10 protein-coding genes are annotated in these 14,738 nt (G+C 48.6%); 6 read left to right on the top strand and 4 right to left on the bottom strand.

What is annotated here, in order from left to right; translation table 11 throughout:
• The 3 genes from I2H74_RS03420 to sbnB form a co-directional block, all read left to right on the top strand.
• A partial coding sequence (locus I2H74_RS03420) for a beta-ketoacyl synthase N-terminal-like domain-containing protein (RefSeq protein ID WP_229106310.1) occupies positions 1-2,960 on the top strand: 2,960 nt, incomplete at its 5' end.
• Positions 2,961-2,997: 37 nt separating this feature from the next.
• Positions 2,998-3,993 (top strand): 2,3-diaminopropionate biosynthesis protein SbnA, encoded by a 996-nt coding sequence (sbnA, locus tag I2H74_RS03415; protein WP_195571644.1) that lies wholly within the window; start codon positions 2,998-3,000, stop codon positions 3,991-3,993.
• Positions 3,986-5,035, top strand: coding sequence for a 2,3-diaminopropionate biosynthesis protein SbnB (gene sbnB, locus I2H74_RS03410; RefSeq protein WP_195571642.1), 1,050 nt, complete (start codon positions 3,986-3,988; stop codon positions 5,033-5,035). The genes sbnA and sbnB overlap by 8 nt, the downstream gene beginning before the upstream one ends.
• A gap of 368 nt (positions 5,036-5,403) precedes the next feature.
• Here sbnB and I2H74_RS03405 read toward each other — a convergent pair whose 3' ends face one another.
• Both I2H74_RS03405 and I2H74_RS03400 read right to left on the bottom strand, forming a co-directional pair.
• Positions 5,404-7,383: an LTA synthase family protein gene (locus I2H74_RS03405; RefSeq protein ID WP_195571640.1), complete on the bottom strand. Its 1,980-nt coding sequence runs from the start codon at positions 7,381-7,383 to the stop codon at positions 5,404-5,406.
• Positions 7,384-7,443: 60 nt separating this feature from the next.
• Positions 7,444-8,601, bottom strand: coding sequence for a THUMP domain-containing class I SAM-dependent RNA methyltransferase (locus I2H74_RS03400; RefSeq protein ID WP_195571638.1), 1,158 nt, complete (start codon positions 8,599-8,601; stop codon positions 7,444-7,446).
• A gap of 85 nt (positions 8,602-8,686) precedes the next feature.
• Between I2H74_RS03400 and I2H74_RS03395 the strand changes: the two genes are divergently transcribed.
• The 3 genes from I2H74_RS03395 to I2H74_RS03385 all read left to right on the top strand — a co-directional run bounded on the left by I2H74_RS03395 (position 8,687) and on the right by I2H74_RS03385 (position 12,219).
• Positions 8,687-9,322 (top strand): O-methyltransferase, encoded by a 636-nt coding sequence (locus I2H74_RS03395; protein ID WP_195571637.1) that lies wholly within the window; start codon positions 8,687-8,689, stop codon positions 9,320-9,322.
• Between the two features lie 164 nt (positions 9,323-9,486).
• Complete coding sequence (locus tag I2H74_RS03390) at positions 9,487-10,830, top strand: sodium-dependent transporter (RefSeq protein WP_195571635.1); 1,344 nt, start codon at positions 9,487-9,489, stop codon at positions 10,828-10,830.
• Positions 10,831-10,872: 42 nt separating this feature from the next.
• Positions 10,873-12,219, top strand: a complete 1,347-nt coding sequence (locus I2H74_RS03385) for a sodium-dependent transporter (protein WP_195571634.1) — start codon at positions 10,873-10,875, stop codon at positions 12,217-12,219.
• A gap of 154 nt (positions 12,220-12,373) precedes the next feature.
• Here I2H74_RS03385 and I2H74_RS03380 read toward each other — a convergent pair whose 3' ends face one another.
• The gene (locus I2H74_RS03380) at positions 12,374-13,588 is read right to left on the bottom strand and encodes an MFS transporter (protein ID WP_195571632.1); all 1,215 of its coding nucleotides are present in this window, start codon (positions 13,586-13,588) and stop codon (positions 12,374-12,376) included.
• Positions 13,589-13,657: 69 nt separating this feature from the next.
• Positions 13,658-14,737: a Ger(x)C family spore germination C-terminal domain-containing protein gene (locus tag I2H74_RS03375; protein WP_195571630.1), complete on the bottom strand. Its 1,080-nt coding sequence runs from the start codon at positions 14,735-14,737 to the stop codon at positions 13,658-13,660.
• Between the last annotated feature and the right edge of the window lies 1 nt (position 14,738).

Below are 14,738 nucleotides of genomic sequence, written 5' to 3'. Positions count from 1 at the left end.
AATATCACGGTCGGATCGACTACCAGGTCAAGGTTCGCGGCTTCCGTATCGAGCTAGGGGAGATAGAAGCGGCCATGCAGAAGCTTCCAGGCGTCCAAGACGCGGTGGTTGTAGCGAGAGGTGATGCCTTGGATGATAAAACGCTAGCAGCGTTATGGACAGCGGATACCTGTTCAGCTTCACAATCGAGCGAGAACATACTGCCTACGTTTAAACATCTGCTGGCTCAAGCCTTGCCTGAATATATGGTGCCTACAATTTGGATGAGATTGCACCAATATCCGCTATCCGTGAATGGCAAGATTGATCGCAAATGGTTAACGACTGCCTCCCTTCATGATATCGAGGAGCAGTATGGAGTAAGCAAAGGGCGAAACGGGACTTGCTCAGCAGATACCGACACAACTGCTTTCCTTAATAGACCAGAGAGTTTAAAGTCCACTAGTCAAGCTCCAAAGGTAATGAACATCGACCGTGTGTGCAATGAAGCCGTGCATGAACGAATGTCAGAGCTAGATCAGGTATCCATTTCTAAGCCGCTACCGGACAAAGAGCTTAAAGCTGCGCTTCAGCGGCTGTTGGATCAGGATATCGGAGCGGTTATCGCTGAAATGATGAATCTCGATGCTTCACAGCTTGATCGAAGAGCTAATCTGATCGAGAGCGGATTCAACTCGATTAAATTCATATCGCTAAGCGCCAGATTGGATGAATTGTACGGCATTCGAATTGCACCGCCGCAGTTTTTTGACTTTGCTTCAACGTCAGGCATTATTCATTACTTTCTAAACCATTGTCAGGAACAGTTAAAGCTTGCATATGCGGAACGATTGCAGCAAATGCAAGGTGATGTTAACAGAGAACCTGCTTCTACCGGAATTCCTGCTCTAAACGATGCTGCTCGGCATGCTCCAGCCGCAGTAGCGTCCCACTCTACCAACCCTATTCCGCATTTCGATACTGCTGAGCAGCGTGCGATAGATGAGGATCCGTCTATTGCAGAAGATCTGGATGAAGACTGGATGGATTCAGCCGTTGCGATCATCGGCATGGATGCTCGTACCCCTGGGGCAAGCAGCATTGCTGAGATGTGGAACAACCTTGTTCAAGGGATTGAAGTGATTACAGAAATTCCTGCCGAACGTTGGAGCTGGCGAGACGTCTCGGGTGACGAAACGAAAGCAAGATGGGGTGGGTTCATTGCCGACGTGGATAAGTTCGATGCCGGCTTCTTTGGCGTGCCTGAGGACAAAGCCCGTCAGATGGACCCGCAGCAGCGATTGATGCTGGAGACGTCTTGGAAGGCGGTAGAAGATGCTGGGTATAGAATGTCGGAATTGTCCGCTAGCCACACAGGCGTGTTCATGGCTGTGGCCTACACAGACTATATGGATGTGCTGCGAGAGAGCGGGCATAATGCCGATCTACATGCTGCCGCGGGGATGGAGCGGACGTTGATTCCGAACATGATCTCGCATTACTTTGATCTGACAGGACCTAGCGAAGCGATTGATACAGCTTGCTCAAGTTCGCTTACCGCGCTAAGCCGAGGAATGGAAGCCCTGCGAAGCGGTGCATGCGATGTGGCTATTGTCGGCGCAAGTAATCTGATCCTTAGCCCGCGGCTGTTCACTGTATTTGATGAGCTCGGCAAGCTGAGCAGCGACGGCCGCTGCAAGACGTTTGACAAAGATGCAGATGGCTACGTCCGATCGGAAGGCGTCATTGCGGTTGTTCTTAAGCCGTTCAGAGCTGCGCTCGCCGATAAGGATCATATCCATGCGGTAGTAAGAGGCTGCATCACGCGACATATCGGCCGTTCCAGCGCATTTACAGCGCCCAAATCAACCTCGCAGTCCGATCTGATCAAAGAGACCTACGGACGCCATGACGTTGATATCCGTACCTTAGGCTATGTTGAAGTGCACGGACCGGGCATTAGCTTGGTAGATGCTGTAGAGGTCAATGCCTTAAGTCGAACGATGGTGGAGCTGTTGGAAAAAGTATCGCCTGAGGCTAAAGCTGCGTTCACCTGCGGCATCGGTTCTGTCAAATCCAACCTTGGTCATATGGAAGCGGCGAGCGGATTGGCGGGGCTCGTCAAGATCGTCATGTCCATGCAGCAGGGCGTTATACCTGGCAATAGGAACATTCAAGAACTGAATCCTTATCTGGAGCTGAAGGATAGTCCATTATATATTGTCCAATCAAATACGCCGTGGCAGGACAGTATGTACGATGCGGGAAGGCGCATGACGCGGAGAGCAGGAATTAGCTCTTTTGGAGGCGGAGGAGTTATCGCTCATGCCATCGTTGAGGAACACGTTGATAGACGGGGGGCATGGTCGGATGAGGATGATCGAATTGGAGCTGCTCCTAAGGAATATGCCATCCCGCTATCGGCCAAGAATGAGCAGTCGCTCTATCAATATGCAGCCGATCTGGCTGCTTTTGTTCAGAATCTTCTGCTTCATGACCTGCCAAGTGACATCCCTCTTCAGCACTTGCAGCGACATCACGCTTCTCTCAGCAAAGCATCGCGCCCGTATCGAATTCAGGATATCGCGTACACCCTGCAAGTCGGACGAGAGGAATTTGAGGAGCGGCTAGGTCTAACAGCATCTGGATTGAAGGAGCTTCATCACAAACTCTCTCTTTTTGTACAAGGCAAGCTGCCTGCTTATGAATATTTGAGAGGCAAGGTTAGAGAAGATGAGCACGAGTCAGCATTATGGTCAGATGACGCGATTCATCATGAGGTCCGGTTGTCTGCAGATCAGCAGCAGTACAGCGCAAGAGAGCTGCTGCAGCAGTGGACATCGGGCAAGGCTGTGGCATGGGTGTCATGCATGGGATCTGAAGACGCCTATCGAATCCCTCTTCCCACATATCCGTTTCTTAAAAAACGATACTGGGTGGAAGCAGGCGACAAGCGAGAGGACATGGTTGTACAGCTATAGCAAAGAGAAGCCATATGAGGTGGAGAGTGGTGAAAGAATGGTAAATTCAACGGAACTGCGCGCATTTCCCGATCATGGAGTTTTGTCTTTGATTGGCAACACCCCGCTGCTGAAGCTGGAGCGGATTATTCCAGGGAATCGATTTAATCTGTATGGCAAGCTTGAAATGTACAATCCTGGATCGAGCATTAAGGATCGCACCGCGCTAAGCATGATTCGTGAAGCTTGGAAGCGGGGCGAGATTAATGAGGACACCACCATCATTGAATCGAGTTCTGGCAATCTGGCGGTAGGACTCGCGCAGCTCGCCAATTATTTGGGGCTTCGCTTTATATGTGTGCTGGACCCTAAGACCAACCAGCAGACGATAAAAGTGCTGCGAGCCTATGGCGCGATTATTGACATGGTTCAAGAGCCTGACCCGATCACGGGCGAATATTTGCAGGCGAGAATTAATCGTGTGAACTGGCTTAAAGAAACGACACCGAACAGCTTTTGGTGCAATCAATATGCCAATCTGGATAATCCTTTGGCTCATCGTCACTTGATGAATGAAATCATGACTATGCTTCATGGAGAGATTGATTATTTGTTCCTCTCCGTCAGTACCTGCGGGACATTCCGTGGCTGCTATGAGTACATCCAGCAGCATGGCTTACGGACCAAGATCGTGGCCGTTGATGCGCAAGGAAGCGTGATCTTCGGTGACAAAGGACGAGCGAAGCGCTTAATCCCGGGACACGGTGCCGCAAGAGTGCCGGAGCTTTTTCAGCCGGGCATGGAGTATCGTCAGGTGCATGTCACGGATATAGAATGCGTAGAGGGATGCCGCTTATTGCTTAGGCAGGAGTCCATTCTAGCCGGAGGTTCCTCTGGTGCGATCATTACTGCGATCATGCATCTTGCGCCTGAGATCCGAGACAACTCCAATTGTGTGGCGATCTTTGCAGACAGCGGTGAACGGTATATGGATACGGTGTATTCAGAAGAGTGGGTCCAATCACATTTAAAAGGGGTAAGAGTCCATGAATAGCGTAGCGATTGAAAAAGGGCAAATGGTATTGCTCACAGGCGATGAGATCGTAGACATCCTGCTTGGGCAGGAACTGGACACGATTCGACTTGTACAAGCCGCCTATCAGACACACAGCCTTGGCGATAGCGAGCTGCCGCATTCGACCTTTCTGCGTTTTCCAGAACGCGAACGCGATCGTATTATTGCGTTAACGGCTTACCTGGGAGGAGACTTTAACGTCGCTGGGTTGAAATGGATAGCCTCTTTCCCCGATAACATACATCAAGGCCTTGAACGGGCATCTGCAACGCTTATTTTGAATGCAATGGAGAACGGAAGACCGAAGGCGATTATGGAAAGCTCTGTGATTAGCGCACAGCGAACAGCTGCAGGTGCGGCACTGGCAGCAGATCGGCTGCTTGAGGATAAGCCGCTTCATGTGGCTGGCATGATTGGCTGCGGACTTATTAATTATGAGACATTCCGCTTTCTGCGAAGTGTCAGACCGGAAATGAAGACCTTGTTGGTCTATGATCTCGATCTGGCAAGAGCAGAGCAATATCGAAGCAAATGCCAAGAATACGCAAGTGACATTCAAATTGTATTGAAGTCGAATATGGAAGAAATATTGGCTGAGGCGGACGTCATCTCTCTTGCCACAACGGCTGTACAGCCGCATATCCATGATCTGACTATGTTGAAGCCGGATTCGGTGATTCTGCATACTTCGCTCCGGGATATCAGTGCGGAGGCCATTCTTACCGTCGATAACGTCGTTGATGATGTTGACCACTGCTGCCGAGCACAGACTTCCGTTCACTTGGCAGAGCAGCATTCAGGGAATCGAACATTTATCCGCTGCACGCTTGGTGATATTCTGCTTGGCAATGCTCGTCCTAGAGAACATGGCAAGCCTGTCGTATACAGTGCTTTTGGGCTTGGCATTCTTGATATTGCGTTAGGCGAATATGTGTATACACGTGCTTTGGAGCAAGACAAGGGAACACAGATTGGCTCTTTCTTTCCAAAAAGCTGGTTGGATCGAGGCGGGTGCGTGTAAAGGGATTGACGGTGCCCGAATGTCATCTTGGTCATAAACGCCGTGGATATAAGAAGTCAGCAAGGATCATATCGTTCATTGCGTAGGCATTCCTTGCCTCATGGCACTTTTTTATTCATCATTGCACAAACGAATATGTTTTCAATCATAAGGCGCAAACCCATTAGGTGTTTGTGCCTTTTTTATTTGCTGGCAATGAATTTAAGAGATGATTTCACTAATTTGTTGATCATGAGAATTCATGCACATCAAGTCCAACACCCGCAGCTTTAGGGAAAAGCTAGAGTCGAGGGAACATTTCAAGAAAAATAAAAGCCCTCAACCTTTTTAGATTGAGGACTTTATTCTGGTTAGCTGTAAAATGCAATCTATTTTTTAGCTATGATCTCCAGATAGTTATACGTAATAAGCCAATCCGATATTTGAAGCTCTGAGGAGGCTTTCTGCTGCAGCGGGCTGCAAGCAGCCGCTGACAGTATGTCCTCCGTATTAACGTCGTAGCAGGTTCCATTCTCAACGATTCCATCTGGGGAAGGGAGATAGGTGATGTTCCCGTTCGTAAAAGAACCGTCGCGAAGCACGACTAATGGCGCTTGCTCATTTTGAAGATGCGATCCCATAAAGTGCATCTTTGATGCATCTATGCCAAGCCAATGAAGAATGGTCGGCGCTACATCCATCTGGCCGCCTACTCGATCATACGTGCCAGCTTCTGCACCATCAGGCAAATGAATGATAAGCGGCACCTGCTGCTTCGTCTCTCTCATTTTCAGGTCGCTGATCGGCTGTCCGAGCAAGGCCTCCACAGGTTCTTTGTCGGGAATGGAATTGTCATGGTCTCCATATAGAATGAAGATGGATTGATCCCATAGGCCGCTTTCCTTTAGCTCCTCGATAAAAGAGCCGATCGCTTCGTCCGCATAGTGCACAGCTTGCAGGTAATTGCCGAATATCGTACCTTCATAAGGATCAACAGACAGCTTATGCAGCTGCTTAGGCATCGTGTAAGGATGGTGGCTGCTAAGTGTAATCATAAAGCTGTAGAAGGGGGCCTGCTCCTTCTTCATCCGCTCAAGCGACTGACGGAAGAAGGAGGCGTCGCTTAAGGACCAGCCAAGCGGATCATCCATAGCATAGTCCTTTTTGCTCATAAAGGAATCATAGTTAAACTCGTGATAGACGATATTGCGATTCCAGAACCCCGCCTCATAGGCATGATAGGCTCCTGTCGTATAATGATTCTCCTTTAGAATCGTAGGGAGAACATCATATTGATGCTTCGGATAGCGTGTGAATACAGAGCCGGCAGGCAGTGGATGAAGACTGGACTGCACGCTAAAATCAGCATCTGAAGTACGTCCTTGCCCCGTTTGGTGATAGAAGCGATTAAAGTAAAGGCTCTCCTTCAGCAGTTGATTGAGATGGGGGGTAATCTCCTGCCCGTTCAGCTTATTGCCGATTACGATATTCTCCAAAGCTTCCACTTGAACCATAATGACATTGCTTCCTTTATATTTGCCAAAAGTTGCTTTAGGCCCTGCAAGCTGATCCTGGTGCTCCTCGAACCACACCTCAATCTGATGAACTTGATCCTCAGACAACCTCTTGTTATTAAGCCAATGATCCTCTGCATATCGAGCGATATCGTAACCATGAAAGCCGTAAATGCCGGTAATATTATAAAGGGACGCACTCCACCAATTCCCGTCAAACAGACCTTTTGCCCATGTTGTCGTCGCGTGGTGAATCGGATAGAAGAGCAGCATGCCTCCTACTGCTAGACTTACCAGTCCAGCTGCAGAGCGACGGAGGAAGCGAAGTCCCCATGATGGCTTGTGAAAATGAAGGGATGCTCGAGAATTCAGATAGCTAGTCCTGCGGATCGCTCGCATCTCTCGGATGCAAAGCGGCAGGAGCAATAGCCAATCCAAGAAGAAATAAAGATCCTTCCAGCTCAACAGCGCAGCTATGCTGCCGCCGAGCTCTCCTACCTGCCCGGTCTGCTGCAGGACAGGAATTGTAATAAAGTCCTGAAAGTACCTGAAATATACCAAGTCAGCATACAGCAAGAAGGTGAGCAGCAGGTTCATGACAAACAACACAAGTGGCCGCCATCTCGATGGCAGCCACATAGTCAAGCCTCCCAGAATAAGCAGAGCGCCTAGATTCACCATAACATCGTATCGATCCGTAGCCATGTTGGGAATAGCCAGCAAATGATTAAGCCAGAGGCACTTCCACAGCATAAAGACTATAAATAAAAGGTAGGACAATCCCCCGAAGGTGAACCATCGAGATGGGGGACGCCCTGATGAATACGCAAAGGATGTACGATAAGGTTGACGCATGGTCCCCCTCCTTTGGTTGGTGTCTATCCTATACCTTCAACCAAGTAAAGAGATAGGATTCTATTCTTCAGTACGCGGCTTGCGAGGCGGCAAAGGTCCGAAATATTGATAGTACTGACATTCAATATTCCCGTTGTACAATTTGCGGCGCTTCGTTGCCGGGGCACCATAGTAATGCTCGAATTGACGGCTAGGGCTGATGGCAAAAAAGGACCAGGTATACAGTCTCTTCATCATAAAGCCCATTTGGCGAATGAGCTTCTCAACCTCATGCTTCTCGGAGAGACGCTCGCCATAAGGCGGATTGGTGATGATGACGCCGTATTCGCCTTCAGGTCTAGCTTTTGCAACAGGCTGCGCCTCAAATTTGATCTCACGGCCAAAGCCTGCGCTCTTCGCTGCCTTCTTCGCAAGCTCAATGGCCTCTGGATCGATGTCTGAGCCCATAATCTGCAGATCGATATCGTCCCGAACCGCATCGAAAGCTTCTTCTCTTGCTTCTTCCCAAGCTGATTCCGGAATGATCGGCCATGCCTCAGATGGGAACGAACGGCGAAGCCCAGGCGCAACATTCCAGCCGATCATAGCAGCCTCGATCAAGAGCGTGCCGGAGCCGCAGCATGGATCGTACAGCGGGCGGCTTGGGTTCCAGCGGCTTAAGAGCACAAGGGCTGCCGCCATCGTCTCCTTAAGCGGCGCTTGTCCGATCAAGTCTTTGCGATAGCCGCGCTTATGCAAGCTAGGGCCGGTCGTATCTAAGACGAGTGTCGCGATATCGTTCAGAAGCATGACTTCAATTCGGAAGTAGGCCCCCGTTTCCTTGAACCACTCGGTATGATAGTGCTCCTTCAGCTGTTCAACGATCGCTTTTTTTACAATGCCCTGACAAGCAGGCACGCTAGAAAGCTGCGATTTGTGGGAACGGCCTTCAACAGGGAACTCCCCATCCACTGGGATCCACTCATGCCATGGAACCGACTTTGTTCCTTGGAACAAATCCTCGAAGGTAGTGGCTTCGAACTCCGCCATTTTGACCAGTACACGGTCAGACGTACGAAGCCATAGGTTGGCACGGCAAATATCGATCGGCCCGCCTTTGAATAGAACTCGTCCATTTTGAACCTCTATATCGTTGTAACCAAGACCGCGCAGCTCCTGAGCTACAATGGCCTCCATGCCCATTGCAGCAGTCGCGATCAGTGTCCAAGGTTGATTCATTCGTTTGATTCACTCCGTTCTAAGCGTATCTTGCTTGTGTTCATACGGGAACCATCATATCATAATTGCAGGAGGTTGTGAAAAGATGACCAATAGAATAGAAGAACAATATTTAGATGGACTATATGCTCCCGATAAGGAGCTTGAACGAATTCAACAACGAATCAAGGCGTGCGGAATGCCGGATATCTCGGTAGAAGTCGGATACGGCCGCTTATTGACGATGCTTGGACGAATGAGCAAGGCTCAGCGTGCGCTTGAGATCGGCGCACTTGGCGGTTACAGCGGTCTATGCATTTTGCGCGGACTAACAGGGGAGCGCAAGCTTATGTCGCTTGAACTGAAAGAAGATTACGCAAAGCTGGCTAAGCAGAATTTAGAGGAAGCTGGTTTTGGAAATCATGTTGAATATCGAATCGGTGCAGCGTTAGACAGCCTTGCTATTCTTGTGGAGGAACAGCAGCAGTATGATTTGTTCTTTATCGATGCAGACAAGGAGAATTATGTTCACTATTTGGAGTATTGCTTGAAGCTAGCTCACAAAGGTGCGATTATCGTTGTCGATAATCTGTTTCTTCGCGGGCGTACGCTTGACCCGAATAAGCAGGGACCGTCCGTGCAAGCGATTCGCAAATTCAACGCCTTGCTTGCGCAGGACAAGCGTCTTGAGACAACGATGCTGCCAGCATATGACGGGTTAGCTATTGCCATTGTACGGTAGCAGCATGTCTTGAATGCTGGTTGGTTGGGGTTGGGTAATATTTCCCTTGTTTTCGGTACGAATCCATATGATATGATAGCAAAAAAACGCACGGGTTCAGATGAAGCCATAGCGGAGTAGAGTTTAGGATTACAGCAGAGAAGAGACAGAAAGGAAGTAGACAGATGAGAACATCCGAACAGTGGACGTCTAAATTAGGGTTTATACTTGCGTCAGCAGGAGCCGCGATTGGACTTGGGGCGATATGGAAGTTCCCCAATGTTGTAGCAACGAGCGGAGGCGGCGCTTTTTTTCTTGTCTTTATTTTGTTTACATGCGGAATCGGACTTCCGCTGCTGTTAGCTGAGTTTTCCATTGGACGCAGTACGGGCAAGGAGGCTGTATCGGCCTATAAAGAGATCGCACCGAACAGCAAATGGCATTGGATCGGGTATCTCGGCATGGCGACCTGTACACTGCTGCTTTCGTTTTATAGTGTAGTTGGCGGCTGGATTGTGCTGTACTTTTTGCGTGCAATCTCTGGCCAATTGATCCACACAGGGGATGAATATGGTGCAGTCTTTCAGATGACGACATCTGACCCGCTGTGGTCTGTAGGCTCTCAAGCTCTCTTTATGCTTTTGACCGTTCTCGTTGTGGCGAGAGGCGTAAAGGGGGGCATTGAGAAGGCAAGCCGGATTATGATGCCGGGACTATTTATCTTATTTGTGGTGCTAATTATTCGTTCGTTGACCTTGCCTGGCATGGGAGAAGGCTTAGCCTATTTCCTGAAGCCAGACTTCAGTCGATTATCGGGAGAAGCCATTCTTTATGCATTAGGCCAATCATTCTTTAGCTTAAGTGTCGGCGGCTCGTGCATGGTCACCTACAGCTCGTATGTGAATCAGAATGAGCAGATTGGGCGACCAGCACTATCTGTTGTCGGACTGAATTTAATGACATCCCTGATGGCAGGGCTTGCGATCTTTCCTGCATTATTTGCCTTAGGGATGAAGCCCGTTGATGGACCGGGGCTGCTCTTCATCACGCTGCCTGCGATGTTTGAGAAGCTGCCGTATGGTCCGATCTTTATTACGATTTTCTTGATCCTATTTTTGTTTGCAACGCTGACCTCCGCCTTCTCCTTGCTTGAGATTGTGGTTGCGGCCTTCTCCAAAGGGGATGCAGCTAAAAGAAAGCTGTATTGCTGGATTTGCGGGATCATCATTTTCCTGCTCGGCATTCCTTCTGCCCTTTCCTTTGGGATGGACGAGCTGTCCTTTGGAGGAAAGACAGCATTCGAATGGGCCGATTTTGCTGTGTCCAACGTCATGCTTCCGATAGGGGTTATCCTAATCAGTATTTTTGTGGGCTACCGCTTTCCTAGGAAGCGATTGGAGAAAGAGTGGAACGCGATTGCTCCAAAGTGGAAAAAGGGACTTGCGCTGTATATTTTCTTGCTTCGCTATATATTGCCAGTAATCGTGTTAATGGTGTTTTTGAATGGAATGAACTGGTTGCCATTCTAGCACTCGTAGATCGAACATCATGAATGAAGGGGAAACCGTGTTATGCAAACAAAGGAACAGTGGACGTCTAAGCTGGGCTTCATTCTAGCCACAGCAGGGTCTGCAATTGGACTCGGAGCGATATGGAAATTTCCGAATACCGTGGCGACAAGCGGAGGAGGAGCTTTTTTCCTCATTTTCATTCTATTTACGCTGCTGATCGGAATGCCGCTTCTGCTCGCTGAGTTCTTTATCGGAAGAAGCGCGGGCAAAGAAGCGATCTCTGCATACAAGGAACTTGCACCACGAACGAAGTGGCACTGGGTTGGATATTTGGGGATGGGGACCTGCTTCTTGCTGTTATCCTTCTACAGCGTGGTTGGCGGCTGGATTCTCTTGTACTTTGCTAGAAGCTTGATTGGAGCACTGCTTCACTCAGGTCACTCCTATGGTGAACTATTCAACGAGACCGTTGCAAATCCATATTTCGCAGTATTAGCTCAGCTGTGCTTTATGATCATTACCATTCTTGTTGTAGGAATGGGGGTTAAACGCGGGATTGAGCGTTCGAGCCGAATTCTCATGCCTGGCTTGTTCATTCTATTCGTTGTGTTAATGATTCGTTCATTGACGCTTCCAGGGATGATGGAGGGCGTTCGCTACTTTCTCATGCCTAGGTTTGATAATGTGACAGGGTCTGCAATCCTAAACGCGCTGGGCCAGTCCTTCTTCTGCTTAAGCGTAGGGGTATCAGTTATGGTTACCTATAGTTCGTATTTGGGAAAAAAGGAGTCTCTGACTCGCTCAGCGATATCTGTCGTATCGCTCAACGTGTTAACCTCCCTGATGGCGGGTCTAGCGATCTTTCCAGCACTGTTTGCACTTGGCATGAAGCCAACGGAGGGACCAGGGCTCTTATTTGTAACGTTGCCGGCTGTGTTTGAACAGATGATCGGCGGATCCTTCTTTATTGCGATCTTTCTTGCCTTGTTCTTGTTTGCAACGTTTACATCGGCTTTTTCCATGCTGGAGATTCTAGTAGCAGGTTTCTCAAAAAATGAGTCGTTGAAGCGCAAGCGATTGAGCTGGCTCTTTGGAGGACTGATCTTCCTAGTAGGCGTTCCATTTGCCTTGTCCTTTGGGATCTTGTCTGATGTGACGATCTTCGGCAAATCGTTGTTTGACGCAGCTGATTTCACGGTAACCAATATCTTGATGCCGATTGGCGTCTTCTTGATTGCGATCTTTGTCGGTTACCGCTTCCCGCGCGAGCGGCTAATGGAAGAGTTGAAAAGCGAGCCTAGACTATGGCGAAAAGGCTTGGCCGTATACATCTTCTTGCTTCGATATATCATTCCTATTGCCATTATGATTGTATTTTTAAATGTGCTCGGCATTCTGCCGGTATAAGAACGAATTCCAAACAGAACACGAGTGAAACAAACAAGGGTTGGCGAATGAATATCGCCAACCCTTGCTGCTTATAGGCTGTTGTTCTAGGTGACCTTATATTGTTGAGTAACGGTTACTGCATGTCCGGTCCTAAGGGATAACTCTCCTGCAGTTAGAGAGGTTTCCCCGAAACTTTCTTCGTTCGATGAAAGGAGAATTGCACCCAGGCCACATTAATCATGAGGAAGATCCCAGACATGATGAACAAGCCCTCAATGCCAATAAGGCCGGATAATAATCCGCCGATCACTGCACCAATTGTATTGCCGAGCGCCATCGTGCTGCTGTTGAAGCTGTATGCGCGGCTTTCCATGCCGTCTGGTGTGAACTTGCGGATCAGGGCGTTAACAGAAGGCAGGAGACCTCCCATAAACAGCCCGAGCAAGAATCGCACTGCAATGAGCTGCCAGACTTCCGATACGAAGGCCTGCGGAATTAGTGTGCAGGCAGCGCCGATGAGCGATAACCTAAGCACACGGCTTGAGCCTATTCGGTCGCTGAGCTTGCCGAGAATCGGCGAAGCAACCATATTCGATAATCCTGCTATCGCACTGACGAGCCCCGCTAGAAAGGCGAGATTCGCTGTGGTGCCATGAAGCTGCTGCACATAGAGCGGCAGCAGGGACATCGGAGCAATCATTGCGAATTGAAGCAGGAATGTCACCGCATACAAGGACATTAATTGAGGAATATGGCTAAGCTGTTTAAGGCCCTCCATAACCGATACCTCAGGTGCTTTCATTGCCTCTTCTTTGTCGAAGCTTTCTTTGACGAAGAAGAGTGCCAGCATGGAGCCCAAGAAGAGCAGGGTACCTGTAATATAGAATATGGGGCGATAACCGACCCAATCCGCCAATACCCCGCCAATCAGTGGACCTAAGATGTTCCCGGCTACCCCGCCGGATTGAAGCACGCCCATCGCGAAGCCGATTCGCTTCTTCGGCGTAGTTGCGGATACGAGCGCAACCGCAGCAGGGTTAAAGCCAGAGATTGTTCCGTTCAATAAGCGTAGAATCAAAAGGTGCACAGGGCTAGTTGCAAATCCCATAAGCACGGTAACGATCGCCATCCCGAATCCGGAGCGAAGAAGCATCACTTTGCGTCCATACTTGTCCGCGTATTTGCCCCAAATCGGCTGGAAAATAAACGACGTTACAAAGTTCGCAGCGAAGATTAACCCAGCCCATATGCCTATCTGGTGCTGGTTGGTCAGACCAATATCATGCTGCAAGTAAAGGGCGAGGAAAGGGACAACCATTGTCATTCCTGCCATAACCAGAAAGTTACCGAACCATAATACGGTCAGGTTCAACTTCCATTGCTGCATTATCCACTCACCGCTTTCTATGGTCACCGTCCGTCCGATGTTAACAGCTACATCCTATGATACCACAATTTACAGCTTATTTTCTAACGTGAAGCGAACATGGCAGCGAATGTCAGCCTTTTGAAACATCTCTCTCCATTCCTCTTCATCCCATTCTTCAAAGCTCATTTTATTGCGAACGAAGGTTCCGATTCCAATGGAATCCGCTTGTAGGGATTGAAGTTTGTCCACAACATGGTTCAAATCCTGTTCGATGGCCTTCTCAATCATCGCTTCTGTAATGTTGTTGGAATTCGCGGTAAGCTCGTTGATGGGTGATACGAGAGGGCCGAAGATGGTGAAATGGATGTCGACCTTTGGGATCGGCTTAACGCGCTGTACGCGAATGTGTCTTTTTACAATGGCGTTATCAACGATAAAGTTCTGATCGGTTGGCAGGTATTCTTTTGGAATATCCAAGGAAACCGTGACTTTTGGATTGCGAAACATAAGGATATAGGGGAACTCGTGCTCTTCTAATCTTCCGACGCTTTTGTCCTTCTTAAATAATCGAACACCATTAATGTTTGCACTTCCTTCATTAATGGTGGATTGCAGTAGAATGGGATCAATTCCAGGCTCCAGTTCATTTCGAACAAAATTAAACAGTGTGTTTGTGCCTGTTCGATACTCGTCTTGTAGCTTGAGTATTAGGTTGGCCAAATGATAATCCGTTAAGTCTTCACTTAGCTTCAAATACTCACTTGCTTTTCCATCGTGAATCATTATACGAGTAGTCAATGGAAATTTCGGATGATAGAGAAGCGCTTGTATCAATTTATTCAAACCGACTTCCTCTGCCAATTCTCTACTTATAATTACGTTGCGAAGCTGTCCGACCACTAGGGAATAACGCGTCTTAAACTGAAAATGGGAAAGAGCAATGGGCAAATTCTCGCTTTCATATAGTAAGGAAATACGGTTTTTGGTGCTTCCTTTTTCGGGATCTGGAAACATGATGCCGAAACGATAGATGTCGGGTTGATCGGTCTTGTCCACTGTAATCGTTTGGATAAAGCCATTATCATTGATAATTCGCTTCATCTGGCAGGAACTCAAGATCAAGCTGAATGACAGAAGAACAACAGCCCACTGAAGCCTTCGTTTCATC

Origin of the sequence: Paenibacillus sp. 1001270B_150601_E10 (genome assembly GCF_015558675.1) — a bacterium.
Taxonomy (GTDB): domain Bacteria; phylum Bacillota; class Bacilli; order Paenibacillales; family Paenibacillaceae; genus Paenibacillus_B.
The sequence above is the reverse complement of the archived record's forward strand: the minus strand, read 5'-3'. Positions and strand labels throughout refer to the sequence as shown.

What these genes read in the sequence shown, in the direction of transcription:
- sbnA (WP_195571644.1), top strand. Translation starts at nt 2,998, where the DNA reads ATGGTAAATTCAACGGAACTGCGCGCATTTCCCGATCATGGAGTTTTG.
- sbnB (WP_195571642.1), top strand. Translation starts at nt 3,986, where the DNA reads ATGAATAGCGTAGCGATTGAAAAAGGGCAAATGGTATTGCTCACAGGC.
- I2H74_RS03405 (WP_195571640.1), bottom strand. Translation starts at nt 7,383, where the DNA reads ATGCGTCAACCTTATCGTACATCCTTTGCGTATTCATCAGGGCGTCCC.
- I2H74_RS03400 (WP_195571638.1), bottom strand. Translation starts at nt 8,601, where the DNA reads ATGAATCAACCTTGGACACTGATCGCGACTGCTGCAATGGGCATGGAG.
- I2H74_RS03395 (WP_195571637.1), top strand. Translation starts at nt 8,687, where the DNA reads ATGACCAATAGAATAGAAGAACAATATTTAGATGGACTATATGCTCCC.
- I2H74_RS03390 (WP_195571635.1), top strand. Translation starts at nt 9,487, where the DNA reads ATGAGAACATCCGAACAGTGGACGTCTAAATTAGGGTTTATACTTGCG.
- I2H74_RS03385 (WP_195571634.1), top strand. Translation starts at nt 10,873, where the DNA reads ATGCAAACAAAGGAACAGTGGACGTCTAAGCTGGGCTTCATTCTAGCC.
- I2H74_RS03380 (WP_195571632.1), bottom strand. Translation starts at nt 13,588, where the DNA reads ATGCAGCAATGGAAGTTGAACCTGACCGTATTATGGTTCGGTAACTTT.
- I2H74_RS03375 (WP_195571630.1), bottom strand. Translation starts at nt 14,737, where the DNA reads ATGAAACGAAGGCTTCAGTGGGCTGTTGTTCTTCTGTCATTCAGCTTG.